This is a genomic window from Bradyrhizobium sp. Ec3.3, from assembly GCF_000472925.1.
In the GTDB taxonomy this organism is placed as follows: domain Bacteria; phylum Pseudomonadota; class Alphaproteobacteria; order Rhizobiales; family Xanthobacteraceae; genus Bradyrhizobium.
In genome coordinates, this window is sequence record NZ_AXAS01000014.1 from 38,471 (window position 1) to 54,660 (window position 16,190).

16 protein-coding genes are annotated in these 16,190 nt (G+C 64.2%); 10 read left to right on the plus strand and 6 right to left on the minus strand.

The window, feature by feature from the left end:
- The first annotated feature begins 16 nt into the window (after nucleotides 1-16).
- The 3 genes from YUU_RS0115800 to hflX all read left to right on the plus strand — a co-directional run bounded on the left by YUU_RS0115800 (nucleotide 17) and on the right by hflX (nucleotide 3,284).
- A complete protein-coding gene (locus YUU_RS0115800; protein WP_027523264.1) occupies nucleotides 17-1,387 on the plus strand; it encodes a sigma-54 dependent transcriptional regulator in 1,371 nt (456 codons plus the stop codon).
- A 254-nt stretch (nucleotides 1,388-1,641) separates the two neighbouring features.
- A complete protein-coding gene (hfq, locus tag YUU_RS0115805; RefSeq protein ID WP_007591126.1) occupies nucleotides 1,642-1,890 on the plus strand; it encodes an RNA chaperone Hfq in 249 nt (82 codons plus the stop codon).
- An 11-nt stretch (nucleotides 1,891-1,901) separates the two neighbouring features.
- Entirely contained in the window at nucleotides 1,902-3,284 is a 1,383-nt protein-coding gene (gene hflX / locus YUU_RS0115810) for a GTPase HflX (protein ID WP_027523265.1), read from the plus strand.
- Nucleotides 3,285-3,304: 20 nt separating this feature from the next.
- On the opposite strand, the gene mazG is transcribed toward hflX, so the two are convergent.
- Nucleotides 3,305-4,162, minus strand: coding sequence for a nucleoside triphosphate pyrophosphohydrolase (gene mazG / locus YUU_RS0115815; protein ID WP_027523266.1), 858 nt, complete (start codon nucleotides 4,160-4,162; stop codon nucleotides 3,305-3,307).
- Between the two features lie 125 nt (nucleotides 4,163-4,287).
- Here mazG and queC point away from each other — a divergent pair, with 125 nt between their 5' ends.
- Nucleotides 4,288-5,001: a 7-cyano-7-deazaguanine synthase QueC gene (queC, locus tag YUU_RS0115820; RefSeq protein WP_027523267.1), complete on the plus strand. Its 714-nt coding sequence runs from the start codon at nucleotides 4,288-4,290 to the stop codon at nucleotides 4,999-5,001.
- A 132-nt stretch (nucleotides 5,002-5,133) separates the two neighbouring features.
- On the opposite strand, the gene YUU_RS0115825 is transcribed toward queC, so the two are convergent.
- From YUU_RS0115825 to nthA, 3 genes are read right to left on the minus strand one after another with little or no spacing between them, the layout of a single operon-like run.
- Entirely contained in the window at nucleotides 5,134-5,517 is a 384-nt protein-coding gene (locus YUU_RS0115825) for a nitrile hydratase accessory protein (RefSeq protein WP_035662477.1), read from the minus strand.
- Entirely contained in the window at nucleotides 5,517-6,176 is a 660-nt protein-coding gene (gene nthB / locus YUU_RS0115830; RefSeq protein WP_027523269.1) for a nitrile hydratase subunit beta, read from the minus strand. Before nthB ends, YUU_RS0115825 begins: the two co-directional genes overlap by 1 nt.
- Complete coding sequence (gene nthA / locus YUU_RS0115835) at nucleotides 6,176-6,811, minus strand: nitrile hydratase subunit alpha (RefSeq protein WP_027523270.1); 636 nt, start codon at nucleotides 6,809-6,811, stop codon at nucleotides 6,176-6,178. The genes nthB and nthA overlap by 1 nt, the downstream gene beginning before the upstream one ends.
- Nucleotides 6,812-7,013: 202 nt before the next feature.
- On the opposite strand from nthA, the gene YUU_RS0115840 reads away from it, so the two are divergent.
- The 5 genes from YUU_RS0115840 to YUU_RS0115860 all read left to right on the plus strand — a co-directional run bounded on the left by YUU_RS0115840 (nucleotide 7,014) and on the right by YUU_RS0115860 (nucleotide 12,286).
- Nucleotides 7,014-8,489 (plus strand): DASS family sodium-coupled anion symporter, encoded by a 1,476-nt coding sequence (locus YUU_RS0115840; RefSeq protein ID WP_027523271.1) that lies wholly within the window; start codon nucleotides 7,014-7,016, stop codon nucleotides 8,487-8,489.
- A gap of 219 nt (nucleotides 8,490-8,708) precedes the next feature.
- Nucleotides 8,709-9,830: a methionine ABC transporter ATP-binding protein gene (locus YUU_RS0115845; RefSeq protein ID WP_035662480.1), complete on the plus strand. Its 1,122-nt coding sequence runs from the start codon at nucleotides 8,709-8,711 to the stop codon at nucleotides 9,828-9,830.
- Complete coding sequence (locus tag YUU_RS0115850) at nucleotides 9,820-10,485, plus strand: methionine ABC transporter permease (RefSeq protein ID WP_027523273.1); 666 nt, start codon at nucleotides 9,820-9,822, stop codon at nucleotides 10,483-10,485. The genes YUU_RS0115845 and YUU_RS0115850 overlap by 11 nt, the downstream gene beginning before the upstream one ends.
- A gap of 189 nt (nucleotides 10,486-10,674) precedes the next feature.
- The gene (locus YUU_RS0115855; protein WP_027523274.1) at nucleotides 10,675-11,349 is read left to right on the plus strand and encodes an HAD family hydrolase; all 675 of its coding nucleotides are present in this window, start codon (nucleotides 10,675-10,677) and stop codon (nucleotides 11,347-11,349) included.
- Nucleotides 11,350-11,473: 124 nt separating this feature from the next.
- The gene (locus YUU_RS0115860; RefSeq protein ID WP_035662482.1) at nucleotides 11,474-12,286 is read left to right on the plus strand and encodes a hypothetical protein; all 813 of its coding nucleotides are present in this window, start codon (nucleotides 11,474-11,476) and stop codon (nucleotides 12,284-12,286) included.
- A gap of 65 nt (nucleotides 12,287-12,351) precedes the next feature.
- Here the strand turns inward: YUU_RS0115860 and YUU_RS0115865 are convergent, their stop codons facing one another.
- Together YUU_RS0115865 and YUU_RS0115870 are read right to left on the minus strand one after the other, a co-directional pair.
- A complete protein-coding gene (locus YUU_RS0115865; protein ID WP_245288022.1) occupies nucleotides 12,352-13,677 on the minus strand; it encodes a GDSL-type esterase/lipase family protein in 1,326 nt (441 codons plus the stop codon).
- A gap of 138 nt (nucleotides 13,678-13,815) precedes the next feature.
- Nucleotides 13,816-15,066 (minus strand): acyl-CoA dehydrogenase family protein, encoded by a 1,251-nt coding sequence (locus tag YUU_RS0115870; RefSeq protein ID WP_027523277.1) that lies wholly within the window; start codon nucleotides 15,064-15,066, stop codon nucleotides 13,816-13,818.
- Nucleotides 15,067-15,235: 169 nt separating this feature from the next.
- Here YUU_RS0115870 and YUU_RS0115875 point away from each other — a divergent pair, with 169 nt between their 5' ends.
- Nucleotides 15,236-16,189 carry a helix-turn-helix domain-containing protein gene (locus YUU_RS0115875; RefSeq protein ID WP_063621723.1) on the plus strand — a complete coding sequence of 318 codons (954 nt, stop codon included), beginning with the start codon at nucleotides 15,236-15,238 and terminating at the stop codon, nucleotides 16,187-16,189.
- Nucleotide 16,190: the final 1 nt, after the last annotated feature.

Sequence of the window (16,190 nt, forward strand, 5' to 3'; positions counted from 1 at the left end):
AGAGCGGGCGCGACTCATGGCAAATGAAATTCTGATTGTCGATGATGAGGCCGATATTCGTGATCTCGTCGCGGGCATTTTGGAAGACGAGGGGTTCGTCACCAGGACCGCGCGTGACAGCGACTCTGCACTCGCGGAGATCGCCAATCGCAGGCCGCATCTGGTGTTCCTCGACATCTGGCTGCAAGGCTCCAAGCTCGACGGCTTGCAACTGCTCGAGCAGGTCAAGAAGGACAATGTCGAGCTTCCGGTCGTCATGATTTCCGGCCACGGCAACATCGAGACCGCGGTCGCCGCGATCAAGCGCGGCGCTTACGACTTCATCGAGAAGCCGTTCAAGGCCGATCGCCTGATCCTGGTGGCGACGCGCGCGCTGGAGAACTCGCGCCTGAAGCGCGAGGTGAGGGAGCTCAAGCAGCTCGCTCCGACTGCGAGCCAACTCGTCGGCCGCTCGCCCAGCATGAACCAGCTCCGCCAGACGATCGAGCGCGCGGCCAAGGCCAACAGCCGCATCCTGATCGTCGGCCCCGCGGGAGCTGGCAAGGAATTGACCGCGAGGACGCTGCATGCGGCCTCGGGTCGCGCCGACGGGCCTTTCGTCGTGATCAATGCCGCGGCGATCACGCCGGAGCGGATGGAGCACGAGCTGTTCGGCGTCGAGCAGTCCAATGGCGAGCAGCCGCGCAAGCCGGGCGCGCTCGAAGAAGCTCATGGCGGCACGCTATTCATCGACGAGATCGCCGACATGCCGCGCGAGACCCAGAACAAGATTTTGCGTGTGCTGGTCGAGCAGTCGTTCCAGCGCGTCGGCGGCACCGGCAAGGTGCAGGTCGACGTCCGCATCATCTCCTCGACCGCCCGCAACCTCGAGGAGGAGATTGCAGCCGGCACTTTCCGCGAGGATCTTTATCACCGCCTCTCGGTGGTCCCGATCCGCGTGCCCGCACTCTCCGAGCGGCGCGAGGACATTCCGGAGCTGATCGACTATTTCATGGACCAGATCTCGGCGGCCACGGGGCTGCCCAAGCGCCAGATCGGCCAGGACGCAATGGCGGTGCTCCAGTCCCACGTCTGGCCCGGCAACGTCCGTCAACTGCGCAACAACGTTGAGAGAGTCATGATTCTCGCCGCCGGCGGGCCGGAGGTGATCATCACCGCCGACATGCTGCCGCAGGACGTCGGTTCGATGGTCCCGGCAATGCCGACCAGCAACAATGGCGAGCACATCATGGGCCTGCCGCTGCGCGAGGCGCGGGAGGTGTTCGAACGCGACTATCTGATCGCCCAGATCAGCCGCTTTTCCGGCAATATTTCGCGCACTGCCGAATTCGTCGGCATGGAGCGATCGGCACTACACCGGAAGTTGAAGGCACTCGGCGTCGGTTGAGCCGCGTCCGATCGGATACCCGTTCACAATATGAGAGGAAAATCATCGATTTCCGTAGTTTTTCGGAGGATTTGGATACGGACTGCCGCGTGAAGCGGCTTGCCTAATAAGCGTACCTGTCTTCTAATCGTTCCGCCGACCCTCCGAGGGGGATCTCATGAGGGAAGGCAACCGGGAGTGGCCCACATCACAGAAGAAGGCCGCAACCGGTCGGACTATCCAAACAACAAGAAACTCAAAGCGAGATAACAACAATGGCGGCAGACCGCGCACAAAACCTACAAGACACCTTCCTTAATCACGTTCGCAAAACCAAAACGCCACTAACGATCTTTCTGGTCAACGGAGTAAAGCTGCAGGGAATTGTGACCTGGTTCGACAATTTCTGTCTGCTGCTCCGGCGCGACGGTCACTCGCAGCTCGTTTACAAGCATGCGATCTCGACCATCATGCCCGGCGCTCCGATCCAGCTGTTCGAAGGCGGCGAGGATCAGCCGGCTTGAGAGTGATCTGATTGGAACCCCGGAATTTTGACGGGGGGGCTGACCGTCCGCGGTCGGCAGAGGCTGGGCAGACAGGGCGGGTGATCGTCATCGGCCCCTATATGCGGGCGCGCGCCGGCGGAGCCGACGCGCAATCGGAGAGCCATGTCCTGCGCGATGCCGAGGCGCGGCTCGAAGAGGCCGCAGGGCTTGCCCGCGCCATCGACCTCGTGATCGCCGACGCGCTGGTCGCGCCGATCAGCCAGATCCGCCCCGCGACCTATCTGGGCAAAGGGAAGGTCGAGGAGATTACCGGGCTGATCAAGAGCCTCGAGGTCGACCTCGTGGTGATGGACTGTGCGCTCTCGCCGATCCAGCAGCGCAATCTCGAGAAGGCCTGGAACGCCAAGGTGCTCGACCGCACCGGCCTGATCCTGGAGATCTTCGGCCGTCGCGCCAAGACCAAGGAAGGTTCGCTCCAGGTCGAGCTCGCGCATCTCAACTATCAGCGCTCGCGCCTGGTGCGCTCCTGGACCCATCTCGAGCGCCAGCGCGGCGGCTTCGGCTTCATGGGTGGTCCCGGCGAGACGCAGATCGAGGCCGACCGCCGCCTGATCTCCGAGCGCATCTCGCGGCTCGAGAACGAATTGAAGAAGGTGCAGGCGACGCGGCGCTTGCACCGCGCCGGCCGCCAGCGCGTGCCGTACCGCGTCGTCGCGCTGGTCGGCTACACCAATGCCGGCAAGTCGACGCTGTTCAACCGCCTGACCCGCGCCGACGTTCAGGCCGCAGATATGCTTTTTGCGACGCTCGATCCGACCTTGCGCGCCCTCAATCTGCCGCATGGTGGCAAGGCGATGCTGTCGGACACCGTCGGCTTCATCTCCAATCTGCCAACCCAGCTCGTCGCGGCGTTCCGCGCCACGCTGGAAGAGGTGTTGGAGGCCGACGTCATCCTGCATGTTCGCGACATCTCGCATGAGGACGCCGAGGCGCAGCAGAGCGACGTCGACGCCGTGCTGCGCCAGCTCGGCATCAACCCTGACGACTCCGGCCGCATCATCGAGGTCTGGAACAAGGTCGACCGGTTCGATTCCGAGCAGCGCGACGAGCTCGTGAACATCGCTGCGCGCAGGCCATCGGATCATCCCGCGATGCTTGTCTCGGCCGTGTCAGGCGAGGGGATCGATGCGCTCCTCACCGCGATCGAGGAGCGGCTGGCGGCAAAACGCACCACGCTCGATCTCTCCATCGATGCCGCCGACGGCGCCGGCATCTCCTGGCTGCATCGCAATTCCGAAGTGCTGGCGAAAGAGCTGCACGAGGGCCGCTTCGACATGACCGTGCGGGTGGACGAAACCAAGCGGGATATCGTGGTAAACCGCTTCGACGCCGTGCCGCATCACGCCGCGTAACGCCAAACGGCAGGGGCGAGTTAGCGGCCCGCTCGTTGGCTTCTCTCCGCCGCCGGCAACTTCTTCTCCTCCGCCTTTGCCGCGTTCCACAGCGCGTCCATCTCCTCCAGCGAGGCCTGCTCAAGTGTGCGGCCCTGCGTCTCCAGCGCGCGCTCGATGTAAGAAAAACGGCGCTCGAACTTCGCATTGGTCGCGCGCAGCGCGGTCTCCGGATCGGCGTCGACATGGCGGGCGAGGTTGACGAGCGCGAACAGGAGGTCGCCGGTTTCCTCGGCCAGCTCCTGGCTGTCATTGCGGTCGAGCGCGGCTTCGATCTCGTCGGCTTCCTCGCGGATCTTCTTCAGCACCGCGCGCGGATCGTTCCAGTCGAAGCCGACGGTAGAGGCCTTGCGCTGCAACGCCATTGCGCGCGTCAGCGCAGGCAGGCCAGCCTTGACGCTTGCCAGCAGCGATTTGTGCAACGTCTCCTCCGGCGGCCGCCGCGCAGCGCGCTCGGCTTTTTCCTCGGCCTTGATGCGCTCCCACGCGCTCTTGACGCCGGCGGGCTGGATGTTGCCGTCCTTGTCGGCAAAGACGTGCGGGTGGCGGCGGATCATCTTCTTCGTGATCGCCTCGACCACGTCGCCGAACGCAAACGCGTTCTCTTCCTCCGCCATGCGCGCGTGATAGACGACCTGAAGCAAGAGATCGCCGAGCTCCTCGCGGAGGTCGTCGAAATCGCCGCGCGCGATCGCGTCGGCGACCTCATAGGCCTCCTCGATCGTATAGGGCGCAATCGTCGCAAAATTCTGCTCGAGGTCCCAGGGACAGCCGGTGACCGGCGTACGCAGCGTCGCCATGATCTCGATCAGGCGTGAAATGTCGCGGGAAGGGGTCATTGCGGGCCAATTCTCCTCAATGTCAGCTTTATGCCGCAAGCGGCCCGGCGTTCCCAGCACAACGCCGTGAAATGAGCCGATTTCCACCGATTGGCGGCGCAGGCACGCGGTGCTAAATCGCGCCCATGAGCGAACAATTTTCATCCGAAACCGCCCTGGTGCTGTTTTCCGGCGGCCAGGATTCCACAACCTGCCTCGCCTGGGCGCTGAACCGCTTTGCGCGCGTGGAGACGCTCGGCTTCGAATACGGCCAGCGCCATGCCATCGAGCTTGTCTGCCGCGAGCACCTTGTCGGCGGCCTGAAGCGCTTACGCCCAGATTGGGCGGCCAAGTTGGGGGAGAGCCATACGCTCTCGATTCCGACGCTGGCAGCGGTGTCCGAGACGGCGCTGACCCGTGACGTCGAAATCGCGATGGGCGCCGACGGCCTGCCCAACACCTTCGTGCCCGGCCGCAATTTGGTGTTTCTGACCTTTGCCGCCGCGCTCGCCTACCGGCGCGGCATCACGCATATCGTCGGCGGTATGTGCGAGACGGATTACTCCGGTTATCCCGACTGCCGCGACGACACCATCCGTGCGATGCAGAGCGCGCTCTCGCTCGGCATGGCGCGCAAGTTCGAGCTGCATACGCCACTGATGTGGATCGACAAGGCCGCGACCTGGCAGCTCGCGCATGAGCTCGGCGGCGACCCTCTCGTCGATCTCATCCGCGCGCAGTCCCACACCTGCTATCTCGGCGAGCGCGGCGCGCAGCATGACTGGGGTTATGGCTGCGGCGAGTGTCCCGCGTGCAGCCTGCGAGCGAAGGGGTGGGCGGAGTACGTGGCGCGACGGTAGCGCTACATACTCGGTATCATCATCCGCGAAAGCGGATGATCCAGTATTCCAGAGGCGGTTGCGGGATACGGAGAAGCCGCGGCGTACTGGATTCCCCGCTTACGCGGGGAATGACAGTGTGGGTTGGGGCGATTAGCCAAAATCCTCCGCCTGTAACACGATCGGCTGGCCGTGCGGAGTGCGATCGGCAGCGTGATCCCAGGCGTCGCGGTAGCGGTGCAGGGTTTCCGTGGAGGTGACCCCCTTGATGGCGACGAGCCTTTCCAGCGTGGCGAGCCAGTGCAGATAGTAGGTCTCGCCGGTGTCGGGATCGCCCGCTCCTTGCGCGCGGCTGATTTCCTCGGCGAGCGCGGCTGCCCATTCGTTCCAGCTGAACAGGCCGCGTTCGTAGAGTGTCAGCGCCATCGCGAAGGCATGGGCTTCCCAGGGCGCGCGGAAGACAGGGCCGTCGTCATCGCGGGGAATGCCGGGCACCGCGCGGATGGCTTCCCGCGCGGCCTGCGAACGCGTCGCCATCACGCGCGCTCCAGATAGGGCTCCCAGGCATCGACCGAGACGGTCAATGCCGGATCCGGCACGTCGGGCCACAGATCAGCGCCTGCGAACGTCACCGTGTAAAGCCATTGCGGATCTTCGCCAGCGCCGCGCGAGTTGCTGTCAGGGAACACGTGGCAGCCGAGAACCCGCTCGATGTGGCCGACATGGCCGCGCACATATTGCGGCAACCGGGTATGTGTTGCCGGGTGGATATTCTTGGCGCGTACGCGATCGCCGGCGGCAAACAGGGCAGGGCGTGTGGTCTCGCGCTCGGTCGGGCCGCCGCGACGGAGAACGGCCGCGACGTCGTCGCGCTTCAGGATCTTGTCGACGTTCTTTACGGGATGCAGCACCCTGCCGGCCGCGATCTCGTCGGCCGCAACGAGCCCGCGTTCTCCCATCAACCGCTCGATTCCAGCGAGCCATATCTCGTAATAGCTCTTGCTGAGATAATCCTCCGGCGGGCGGTTCTCGCGGGCAAAGCGCGACATGTCGATGTTCCACCTGCCCACCGTCGCCATTGCGAGCGTCAGCGCAAACGCGCGCCGCTCCCATTCGGCGTGAAACACCGGCTCATTCGGCTCGGGTCTGACGGGCCCTGACCAAGGCACGCCGCCCATGTCATGCGCACCGTCCATCACGCTACCTCGTGCGGCCGCTTTGGCAGGCCAGTCCCGATCATGCTGTCGCGGGTGACGAGATCGGCAAGGCGCTCCTCGCTCCAGCCCTCGGTGCCCGCGGGCCGCATCGGCAGCACGAGGTAACGGATCTCGGCGGTTGAATCCCAGACGCGGATTTTCGTGCCCGGCGGCAGCTCGAAGCCAAAATCCTTCAAGACGCCGCGCGGATCCTTCACCGCCTTCGAGCGATAGGGGGCCGACTTGTACCAGACCGGCGGCAAGCCCAGCACCGGCCACGGGTAGCAGGAGCACAGCGTGCACACCACCATGTTGTGCAGGTCCGGCGTATTCTCGACCACGACAAGATGCTCGCCCTGGCGTCCGACATAGTCGAGCTCGGCGACCGCGCTTGTGCCATCCTTCAACAGTCGTTCGCGATAGTCCGGGTCGGTCCAGGCCCGCGCGACCACGCGCGCGCCGTTGCGTGGGCCCACCTTGGTTTCATAGGTCTCGATCAGGACATCCAGCGCGGCCGGATCGACGTAGCCCTTCTCCGTCAGGATGCTCTCGAGCGCGCGCACGCGCAGCTCGGTCTCGGAGAGTTCCGAATGGTCGTGATCGTGATGATGGTGGTGGTCATGATCGCTGCTCATTCGGGCAAGATAGGCGCTTCGGTCCGCGCCTGTCGAGGCCCTGGCAAACCGCATGACGCCACGTGTTTGTGACCTCGCCGGTGGGTTGGCCTCGCGCGGCCGTTGATCGCGTCTTAGACTATCCGTATACGGCCCCTCGAGGCGCTGAACCTCGGTCAACGAGCCGGGATAACGCCACAGGAATTGAGGGGGAGAGCCCGTGATGGTTGACGCAAAGGCGCCCGAGGCGAAGGGATTTCGCTGGAAGCTGTTCGCCCCGCTCGTGGTGTGGCTTGCAATCTATCTGTGGCCGGTGCCTGCGGGTCTCAACGCCAATCAGTGGCACTATTTTGCGGTGTTTGCGGCGGTTATCACCGGTCTCATTCTTGAATCGATGCCGGTCGGCGCGGTCGGCCTGATCGGGCTGACGGTCGCCGGTATCAGCGGCTATATCGACCCCGATCCAACCAAATCGCTGCGCTGGATGCTGGCGGGCTTTGCCGAGAGCACGGTGTGGCTGATCGTCGGCGCGTTCGTGTTCTCGATCGGCTATCGCAAGAGCCAGCTCGGCCGGCGCATCGCGCTCGTTCTGGTGCACAGCCTCGGGCGCAACACGCTCGGCCTCGGCTATGCGGTCGCGATGTCGGATTTCCTGCTTGCGCCGGCAACGCCCTCGAACACGGCGCGCAGCGGCGGCATCGTCTATCCCATCATCAGCAACATCCCGCGCATCTACGGCTCCGAGCCCGGCCCGACCGCGGGCAAGATCGGCACCTATGTGATGTGGACCGCGTTCGCCGCGACCGCCGTCACGAGCTCGCTGTTCTTCACAGCGCTCGCGCCCAATGCGGCGGCGCTCGCCATCGCCAAGAAGACCGCGGGCATCGACATAAGCTGGGCGCAGTGGTTCATCGGCTTTGCGCCGCTCGGCATCCTCCTGATGCTGCTGGTTCCGCTTCTGGGCTATGCCATCTGCCGTCCCGAGGTGAAGCGCAGCCCCGAGATCTCCGAATGGGCGAGCCGCGAGCTCGCAACGATGGGGCCGATGTCGCGCCCCGAATGGATCATGCTGGCCCTGATCGTGCTCGCGATGTTCCTGTGGATCACGGGCTCGACCCCCGACATCAGCCTGCCGATCCTCGGCTCGAACTTCATCAACGCCACCACGGTCGTGTTCATCGTGATTTCACTGATGCTGATCACCGGCGTCGTCGAGTTCAACGACATCGTCAGCGAGAAAAGCGCCTGGGAGGTGTTCTTCTATTTCACCTCGCTGCTGACGCTGGCCTCCGGCCTGAACGAGATCGGCTTCATCAAATGGTTTGCGAACGAATACGCCAAACCGCTCGCCGGGCTGTCGCCGTCGACGGCGATGATCATGCTGGTCGCGCTGTTCTTCTGGATCCACTATTTCTTCTCGAGCATCACCTCGCACGCGGCGGCCGTGCTGCCGGTGGTGCTCGCGGTCGGCTCGGGCATCGCGGGCCTTCCGGTCACGACGCTTGCGATGCTCTGCATGTATTCGCTGGGCCTGATGGGCGTGATCTCGCCTTACGCCACGGGGCCGGCGCCGATGTATTTCGGCAGCGGCTATATCGGCAAGGGCCAGTTCTGGGGCTTTGGCCTGATTTTCGGGCTGATCTATTTTGCCGGATTGCTCGTGATCGTGCTGCCGTGGTTGCAGATCCGCGGAGGCTAGGACGGGGCGCGAACGAATTTTCTCCGGCGGAGAGAATTCTGGAAAGCTTTGCCTAGTACGGCCCGGATATCTGCGATTGCAACACAGGCCGGATCGGGCGATTGTGCGTGCTGCAATGCAGCGCGCAGTCCGGCAATCCCGCTCGCCTGACGCTTCCCAGCGCTGCCACCTCGCTTGGCCGCTCGAGCCGGCGATGCCTTGCGAATGAGAGTTTTTCGAATGAATGCACACCAAGCGCTCGCGGTCGGGGAACCGATCGGGGCACACGCAGCAATTTCGCCCGGCGATGCGCCCGACGCCATGGTCCGGTTTGAAGGCATCTCCAAGGTCTATCCGGCCTATCGCCACAAGCCCGGCGTTCGTGCGTTGCAAGACATCGACTTTGCGATTGCGCGCGGATCGATCACCGGCGTGATCGGCCGCTCCGGCGCGGGCAAGTCGAGCCTGGTGCGCCTGATCAACGGGCTGGAGAAACCGACCACCGGCCGCGTCGTGGTCGACGGTCGCGACATCTCCGCGCTCGCCGGCCGGAACCTGCGGCTCGCGCAGCGCTCGATCGGAATGATCTTCCAGCACTTCAACCTGCTGTCCTCGCGCACCGCCGCCGACAACATCGCGCTGCCGCTGGAAATCGCCGGCTGGCCGAAGACCGAGATCAGCGCGCGTGTCGCCGAGCTGCTCGCGCTCGTCGGCATCGCTGACAAGGCCGACCGTTATCCCTCGGAACTCTCCGGCGGCCAGAAGCAGCGCGTCGGCATCGCACGGGCGCTGGCGACGCGCCCCAACGTGCTGCTGTCAGACGAGGCGACCTCGGCACTCGATCCGCAGACCACGCGCGCAATCCTCGATTTGCTCGCGAACATCAATCGCGAGCTTGGCGTGACGATCGTGCTGATCACGCATGAGATGTCCGTGGTGCGGCAGCTCGCGAAGGAGGTGGTCGTGATCGATGCCGGCCACGTCGTCGAGCGCGGCCACGTCGCAGACATCTTCACCAATCCGCAGCATCCCATCACGCAATCCTTCATCGCCGAGGTTGTCGGCGATAGCCTGCCGGTGTCGCTGGCCTCGCGCCTTACGAGCGCACCGGTTGCGGGCGGGCAGGCCGTGATCCGCGTCCAGGTGCGCGGCACGGGTGCGGGCAACACGCTCGTGGCGCGGCTCGCGCGCGAGGTCGGCATCGACGTGGCGCTGCTTGCCGCGCGCATCGACGAGATCGGCGGCCAGCATGTCGGCTCGTTGACGATCGGGATTCCCGCCGGGGAGGGGGCGGCACAGCAGGTGCTGGCCTGGCTCGCGCAACACCAATTCGCTTCGGAGCGTCTCGGCCATGTCGCCTGAAATGATCAATCTCATCGTCCAGGCCACAGGCGAGAGCCTGTTCATGGTCTCGATCGCCGCGCTGCTCGGCACCGTCTTCGGCCTGCCGATCGGTGTATTCCTGGCGACCAGCCGCAAGGGCGAGCTGTTCGCCGCGCCCGCGGTCAATGCCGTGCTCGGCATGGTCGTGAACGCGACGCGCTCGACACCGTTCATCATTCTAGTGGTCGCAATCATCCCGTTCACGCGCCTCGTCGCGGGCACGTCGATCGGATCGACGGCGGCGATCGTGCCGCTGACGATTGCGTCGACGCCGTTCATCGCGCGGCTCGTCGAAGCCGCGATCCGCGAGGTCGATGCCGGGCTGATCGAGACGGCGTCCTCGTTCGGAGCATCGCCGCTGCAGATCGTGTTCAAGGTGCTGATCCCCGAGGCGCTGCCCGGCCTCGTCCTCGCGCTCACGCTCGCAATCGTCAGCCTGCTCGGCTACTCCGCGATGGTCGGTGCGGTCGGCGGAGGCGGGCTTGGCGATCTCGGCATCCGCTACGGCTACCAGCGCTTCATGCCGGAGATGATGCTCGCCGTCGTGGTCGTGCTGATCGCGCTGGTGCAGGCGGTCCAATCCGCCGGCGACTATCTGGCCCGCCGGGTCAATCGCCGACTGCGCCATCGCTGACGCCTGAGCATGATCCGGAAAAGTGTGAAGCGTTTTCCGAAAAGGTCATGCTCAAACAATAGCCTAAGAGCGCGATGATGGTTCAATCCCATCGCGCTCTAAAGGAACAAGCTATCGTCTTGATCGTATGCTTCCATGTCGCGGCGGAGGCGAGGGCGCTCCGCCGCTACGATCAGATGGAGAGCTTGCATGCGCATCGAACCGGTCTTCCTGTTTGACCTCGACGGCACGCTGGTCGACAGCGTCTATCAACACGTTCTCGCCTGGGAGCACGCGCTCGATGCAGAGGGCATCGAGCTCTCGGTCTGGCGCATCCATCGCAAGATCGGCATGAGCGGTGGTCTCTTCACCAACCAGCTCCTGCGCGAGATCGGGGTGGAGATCAGCGAGCAGCGCATCGACCGGCTGCGTCGCGCGCATGCGGCATCCTACCAGCAACAGGCGGGCCAGATCCGCCCGCTGCCGGGCGCGCGTGAATTGCTGCAATGGCTATCGGAAGCGAAGATCCCGTGGGCGATCGCCACCAGCGGCCGGATGGAGACCGCGGCAGTGAACCTCGCCTCGCTCGGCGTCGATCCGCAACGCACGCACGTGGTGACGCGCGACCAGGTCAAATATGCAAAGCCCGATCCCGATTTGTTTCTCGCGGCAGCCGCGCGGCTGAACGCGCCGATCGAGACGGCGGTCGTGGTCGGCGACAGCGTCTGGGACATGATGGCCGCCGTCCGTTGCCGCGCGCTTGGCGTGGGCCTCTTGAGCGGCGGCTACGGGCCGGACGAGCTGCGCCAATCCGGCGCCTTCCGCGTCTATGAAGATCCCGCCGACATGCTGCGCCGGATCGATGAGGTCGGCGGCCGGCGCTAGCGCCGGCCCAAGGCGAGGGCGCCCGCCTTGGAATGAACCTTCCCGCGGAACTCCGGCACAAAGACTGAAGACAGCTCCTCACCCGGCGGGATCGTTATGAAGTGGTAGCCTGCTCTGCTTGCTCATGTGCGTCACGAGCGCAAATGCTGCCGGTTCCGAGCAACGTTACCTCGAGCAGCACTACCTCGACTTGCGCGATCGCTACATCGAAAAATTCTCCAAAGCGCCGGAGAACGACGAGACCTCCAAGCAGCACGAGGCGGCGCTCAAGGAGCTCGCGGGGGTGTTGCGCGGCCGGATCGGGCCGGTCGTGATCAAAGGACTTCCTGCTGTCCCACAGTCCAATGTCGACACCCTCTTTAAGGGCGACTCGGGCTTTGGCCATCTTGACGGACTCGCCTTCTACTCCAAAGCCGACAAGACGGAGGCCGTGGTGACGACCATGGCTCTGCTCAAGCACTGGCTCGGCGAGCACCGCGAGGACGGCATGCCGCAGGAGATGGGCGCCGCGTTCAAGTCAGACCGCTTCTATTACTCTGCGATCCAGGACGCCGCCTTCGCCAAATATGCGGAGCTGCCGATCGCCAGGCCTGCAGCGGCGAGCGTCGCGGTCGCCGTGCTGGGCTTGCGTGGCAACGGCGACATCAAGGGGCCGCCGAGCGAAATCGACGTGGTCGTGATCCAGGGCGAGAATGTCTATTTCGTCGCCGTCCGCGACGCCGTGAAGACAGCCGAGATCCCGGCCTGCGAGCAGGTCTGGAAACAGATGATGGCAAAGCCCATCAACAAGAAGGACCCGCGGGGCGATATGACCCGTGAGGATCAGGCGATGGCCGCGTTCACGGCATGCTTTGCCAAAGCGGCGCCGAACCAGAGCTGGTTCGCCAGCGCCGTCAAGAAGGCGCAGAGCCAGATCGAGCTATTGCCGCTGCGCTAGTCTTGGTGCGCGTCTCGCCGAAAAAAGCCAAGGCCACGCTCCTGAAAGTATGACCGATGGCAGCTCTATTTGTCTTTGCGCGGTGTGATCATCTCCAGTTCGATCGCATTGCCCATCGCGGCATATCCTGCGCGGTTGGGGTGGAGCTTGTCGCCCGGTCCGCCCATCGATGAATTAGGCTGCATCGCCGCCTTGATCTCGCCGGTCGCGGCATCGAACGTCGCCGCGTCGAAATCGACGACGCCATCGAAAATCTTGCTCGTGCGCAGGAACCCGTTGAGTGCCTTGCGCTTGGCGTCGACCTCAACGCGGCCATGCGTCGCGATGATGCTGTGCAGCGCCGATGTCAGGGTCGCGGCAACGATCGTCACGCCGGGGATGCGCTCGCGCAGCCGCGCGACGCCGTTGGAATAGCCGTTCTCCACCGTTTCGACGGCCGCGTCGGCGGCCCCGAAGTCGTTGATGCCTTCCATCCAGATCACCGCGGCGACGCCCGGCAGGCTGATGACGTCACGGTCGAGCCGCGAGATCGCCGAGGGGCCACCCGCAAACGGCTTGTCCGGGGAATAATCCGACGGGCCTGCGACCTGGTTGCCGCCGATGCCCTGATTGACGATGACGTAGTCGTCACCGAAGCGTGCATGCAACCGGCGCGACAGGACATCCGGCCAGCGGTCATCGCCGTTGATCGTGGTCCCGGTACCGTCCGTGATCGAATCGCCGAAGGCGACGATTAGTTGGGTGCGATCGGCGACGCTCATGTCGACCTCATCCAGGAAGTACCAAGAGGTGGTCGAGAACGGGAAGCCGGTCTCGGCGATCTCGCTGCTCCTGGAACCATCGCCGGGCGCGGTCAGATAGGATGTGGTCAGCGCCTTCGCGTGCCACGTCATCGGACCGCTCTCTCCGGTCACGTGGAAGCTGACGGCAAGCTTCCGGCCCCTGAGCAGCGCCGCGGTGGAGGGGCCGACAAACCCCAGCGTGACGGGATCGGAGACGACGCTTTCGCCCGCAGGGATCGTGATGCTGGACTTGCCACCGAACTGAGCCGCGACATTGGTGCCCTCGACAATCGCGGCGCCGCTGTGTTGCAAGCCGACGAATACGTTGTCGAACGTCACCGGCCGGGTTCCAAACACGTTCGATAGCCGAATGCGGGTTTGGCCTCCCCACACATCAGGCCGAACGACGAGGCGAAAGCTCTGATCCCGAGCGCCCAGCTCCGGAGAGGGGAAGGCAAATCGGAGCTCGGGCTGCGCCGTCGCATTTCCTGCCGGATAGGGCCCTTGGGCCGAGCCGGTCCAACTCGCGATCCAGCGGTCCGCACGCGCCGGCACCGACAACACGAGCAGGGCAACAATGGCCGCCACGGCGCGCACAAAACCTTGCATCAGCGTCTCCTCCCGGTGCCATTTTTGGTTGCAGGCAGTCTGCTCCCAAGGTTGCCGCCAGGCAAGATGCGCTGCGCTCACGCCTCATGGCCCGCGGAGATCTGCGGCTGAAAGATCTTCAGCGGGGACATGGGCCCGCTAGTCGTGAATCCCCTCGGCGGCCGCCAAGGGATCGTAGGACGGGCTCCTGATCAACTCGTGCAACTGGCGCCGCCGCACGCCCATGTTTCCGCCGTCGTAGAGCGGGAAGCAGAGGGCATCCTGCATCAGGCTCGCGAGCGGATGCATATCCGTGTAGCTGTCGACGCCGACCAGCCTCATGGCATCGTAGACGACCTGCACGGCGAGCTCTGAGCAATACACCTTGGCCATGTGGGGAAGCTCGTGATCGCTTCCTCCGGACAGATCGAATTGCTCGCAGGCTTTCCAGCTCAGGTAACGGGCTGCCTCGATGCGCATCTTGATGTCGGCCAGCATGTACCCGACGTTCTGGTGCTCGATCACAGGAACCGGTCCAGATCGCCTGTCCGTGCGCGCGAAATTCAGCGCGCAATCAAACGCAGCGCGCATGACGCCGACCGTCGCGGCCCCGATCAGCGCAGCCGTCCATGCGAAGGCGGTGCCGATGATCTTCCCGCCCTGGCCGGGGGACCCGATGATGTTGCGCGCGGGGACGCGAACATTCTCGAAGCGCATGCGGGGTGAAATCGTGGCGCGATGGCCCAGAGTATCCAATATCCCGGTCACCTTGATCCCGGGCGTGTCGCCGGGGACCATGATGACCGCCAGCGACTCGGCTGGTCCCTTGCCAGGATCGGTGCGGCAGACGACGGAGTAGAGGTGGGCGCCTTTGCCGTCCCACCCGGTGCCGTTGGTCGTGTAGTGCTTCTCGCCATTGATGACCCAGTCATCGCCCTCGCGAATGGCGAAGGTGCGGACCCCGAACCTTGGATCGGGCGTGTCGAAATTGGCGCCTCCCGTGACCTCCGTGAATGCCAGCGCAGCGAGTCTCATGCCGTCTTCGATGAACGGCTTGAGGAATTCCGACTTTTGCAGCTCGGTTCCGAACCGCAGGACCGGCTGCAATCCCAGCCCCGTCGCCAGCACGGCCGATGGGACGTTGATATCGACGCGCGCAAGCTCTTCGGCACCGAGAGCGAAGTTGAGCGTCGACATTGCTGCGCCGCCATACTCTGCTGGAATAAGCGCCTTGACGAAACCAGCATCGACCATTTTCGCGTAGAAAGGACGCGTCGCGTAGAAGCGCTCGTCCGGCTTGGCGTACTCGTCGATTTCCGGCTTGACCGCCGTCAGCACGGATTCCGCGAAAGCCCGCGCACCCGACCTGATCGCGAGTTGATCGGTGCTCAGCTTGAAGGTTACAGTCATTTGGCAGCTCCGGTTCGCGTGTGAACTGGCTGCCAGTTTCGGCCGTGGCGCAGCATCGCTTCTTGGCAATGAGAGAATGAAAACTTGGCCGTGAGCGAACGGCGATGGCCTCGATCTTGCTTGATGGACACAAGCCAAAGCCGCCATGCCAGGCGGAGAGGTGGGTCTGATGCAAATTTGGAACACCGAAGAGCTGCCCGACCGCGAACAGTTTGCCTATTGGCGCGAAGTGCTGTGCGAGGCCTTCGTGACGCTCAGGCCCGAGCTTGCCGAGCGACGAGACCTGCGGCGGTTTCCCAGCCGCGTAACGGCTCAGCCGCTTTCGACCATCAACGTGACGACCGTCCAGTCAAAGGCTCACCACGTCATCCGCGGGGATGCGGAGATCAGAAAGTCGCCCCGGGAGGTGTATTTCGTGAACCTTCAACTGGCGGGGCGCTGTCGCTACGAGACGGAAGGCAGAGAGACCATCGTTGGACCGAACCAGTTCGCCATTGTCGATTCGACGCGGCCGTATTTTCTCGATTTCATGGACGATTGGGACGTATTTTCGTTTCGCATCCCGCGGCACATGCTGCGACCATTGCTGCAGGCGCCCGACCGGTCGACGGGAATCTGCGTCTCGAACACCGGCGCTCTGGGCGAGATCACGATAAGCTTTCTCAAATCGCTCGCCGGCCGCGTCAGTGATCTGCCTGCGGACGCAGCGGAGTCCCTTGCCCTCGATCTGGTGAAACTGGTGGCGCTTTCAGTCGGCGGGACGGAGGAGGCGCGAATGGGTCAGCGCCAGTCCCTGCACCGCGGGCTTCACGCCGCCATCCTGAAGTTCATCGACGCCAACCTCGCCGATCCCTCGCTCTCTGCCGCCTCCGTCGCGACGCATTTCCGGATTTCCACCCGCTATCTGCACAAGGTGTTCGAGGAGTGGGAGCACTCGTTCGCGCAAACCGTGCTGGAGCACAGGCTGCTCCGCTGCGCGGCCGAACTTGAGGGACCAATGGATATGCGGGTCTCCGACATCGCCTTCCGCTGGGGCTTTGGCGACCTCTCGAATTTCAATCGCAATTTTCGCCAGCGCTTTGGACTGTCCCCACGGGATTATCGGCATCGGCGGCGGACCTGAC

Coding starts and splice junctions, on each gene's coding strand:
- hfq (WP_007591126.1), top strand. CDS start 1,642: ATGGCGGCAGACCGCGCACAAAACCTACAAGACACCTTCCTTAATCAC.
- YUU_RS0115865 (WP_245288022.1), bottom strand. CDS start 13,677: ATGCAAGGTTTTGTGCGCGCCGTGGCGGCCATTGTTGCCCTGCTCGTG.
- YUU_RS0115845 (WP_035662480.1), top strand. CDS start 8,709: ATGAATGCACACCAAGCGCTCGCGGTCGGGGAACCGATCGGGGCACAC.
- YUU_RS0115860 (WP_035662482.1), top strand. CDS start 11,474: ATGTGCGTCACGAGCGCAAATGCTGCCGGTTCCGAGCAACGTTACCTC.
- YUU_RS0115870 (WP_027523277.1), bottom strand. CDS start 15,066: ATGACTGTAACCTTCAAGCTGAGCACCGATCAACTCGCGATCAGGTCG.
- YUU_RS0115800 (WP_027523264.1), top strand. CDS start 17: ATGGCAAATGAAATTCTGATTGTCGATGATGAGGCCGATATTCGTGAT.
- YUU_RS0115840 (WP_027523271.1), top strand. CDS start 7,014: ATGGTTGACGCAAAGGCGCCCGAGGCGAAGGGATTTCGCTGGAAGCTG.
- nthA (WP_027523270.1), bottom strand. CDS start 6,811: ATGAGCAGCGATCATGACCACCACCATCATCACGATCACGACCATTCG.
- nthB (WP_027523269.1), bottom strand. CDS start 6,176: ATGGACGGTGCGCATGACATGGGCGGCGTGCCTTGGTCAGGGCCCGTC.
- mazG (WP_027523266.1), bottom strand. CDS start 4,162: ATGACCCCTTCCCGCGACATTTCACGCCTGATCGAGATCATGGCGACG.
- queC (WP_027523267.1), top strand. CDS start 4,288: ATGAGCGAACAATTTTCATCCGAAACCGCCCTGGTGCTGTTTTCCGGC.
- YUU_RS0115850 (WP_027523273.1), top strand. CDS start 9,820: ATGTCGCCTGAAATGATCAATCTCATCGTCCAGGCCACAGGCGAGAGC.
- YUU_RS0115825 (WP_035662477.1), bottom strand. CDS start 5,517: ATGGCGACGCGTTCGCAGGCCGCGCGGGAAGCCATCCGCGCGGTGCCC.
- YUU_RS0115875 (WP_063621723.1), top strand. CDS start 15,236: ATGCAAATTTGGAACACCGAAGAGCTGCCCGACCGCGAACAGTTTGCC.
- YUU_RS0115855 (WP_027523274.1), top strand. CDS start 10,675: ATGCGCATCGAACCGGTCTTCCTGTTTGACCTCGACGGCACGCTGGTC.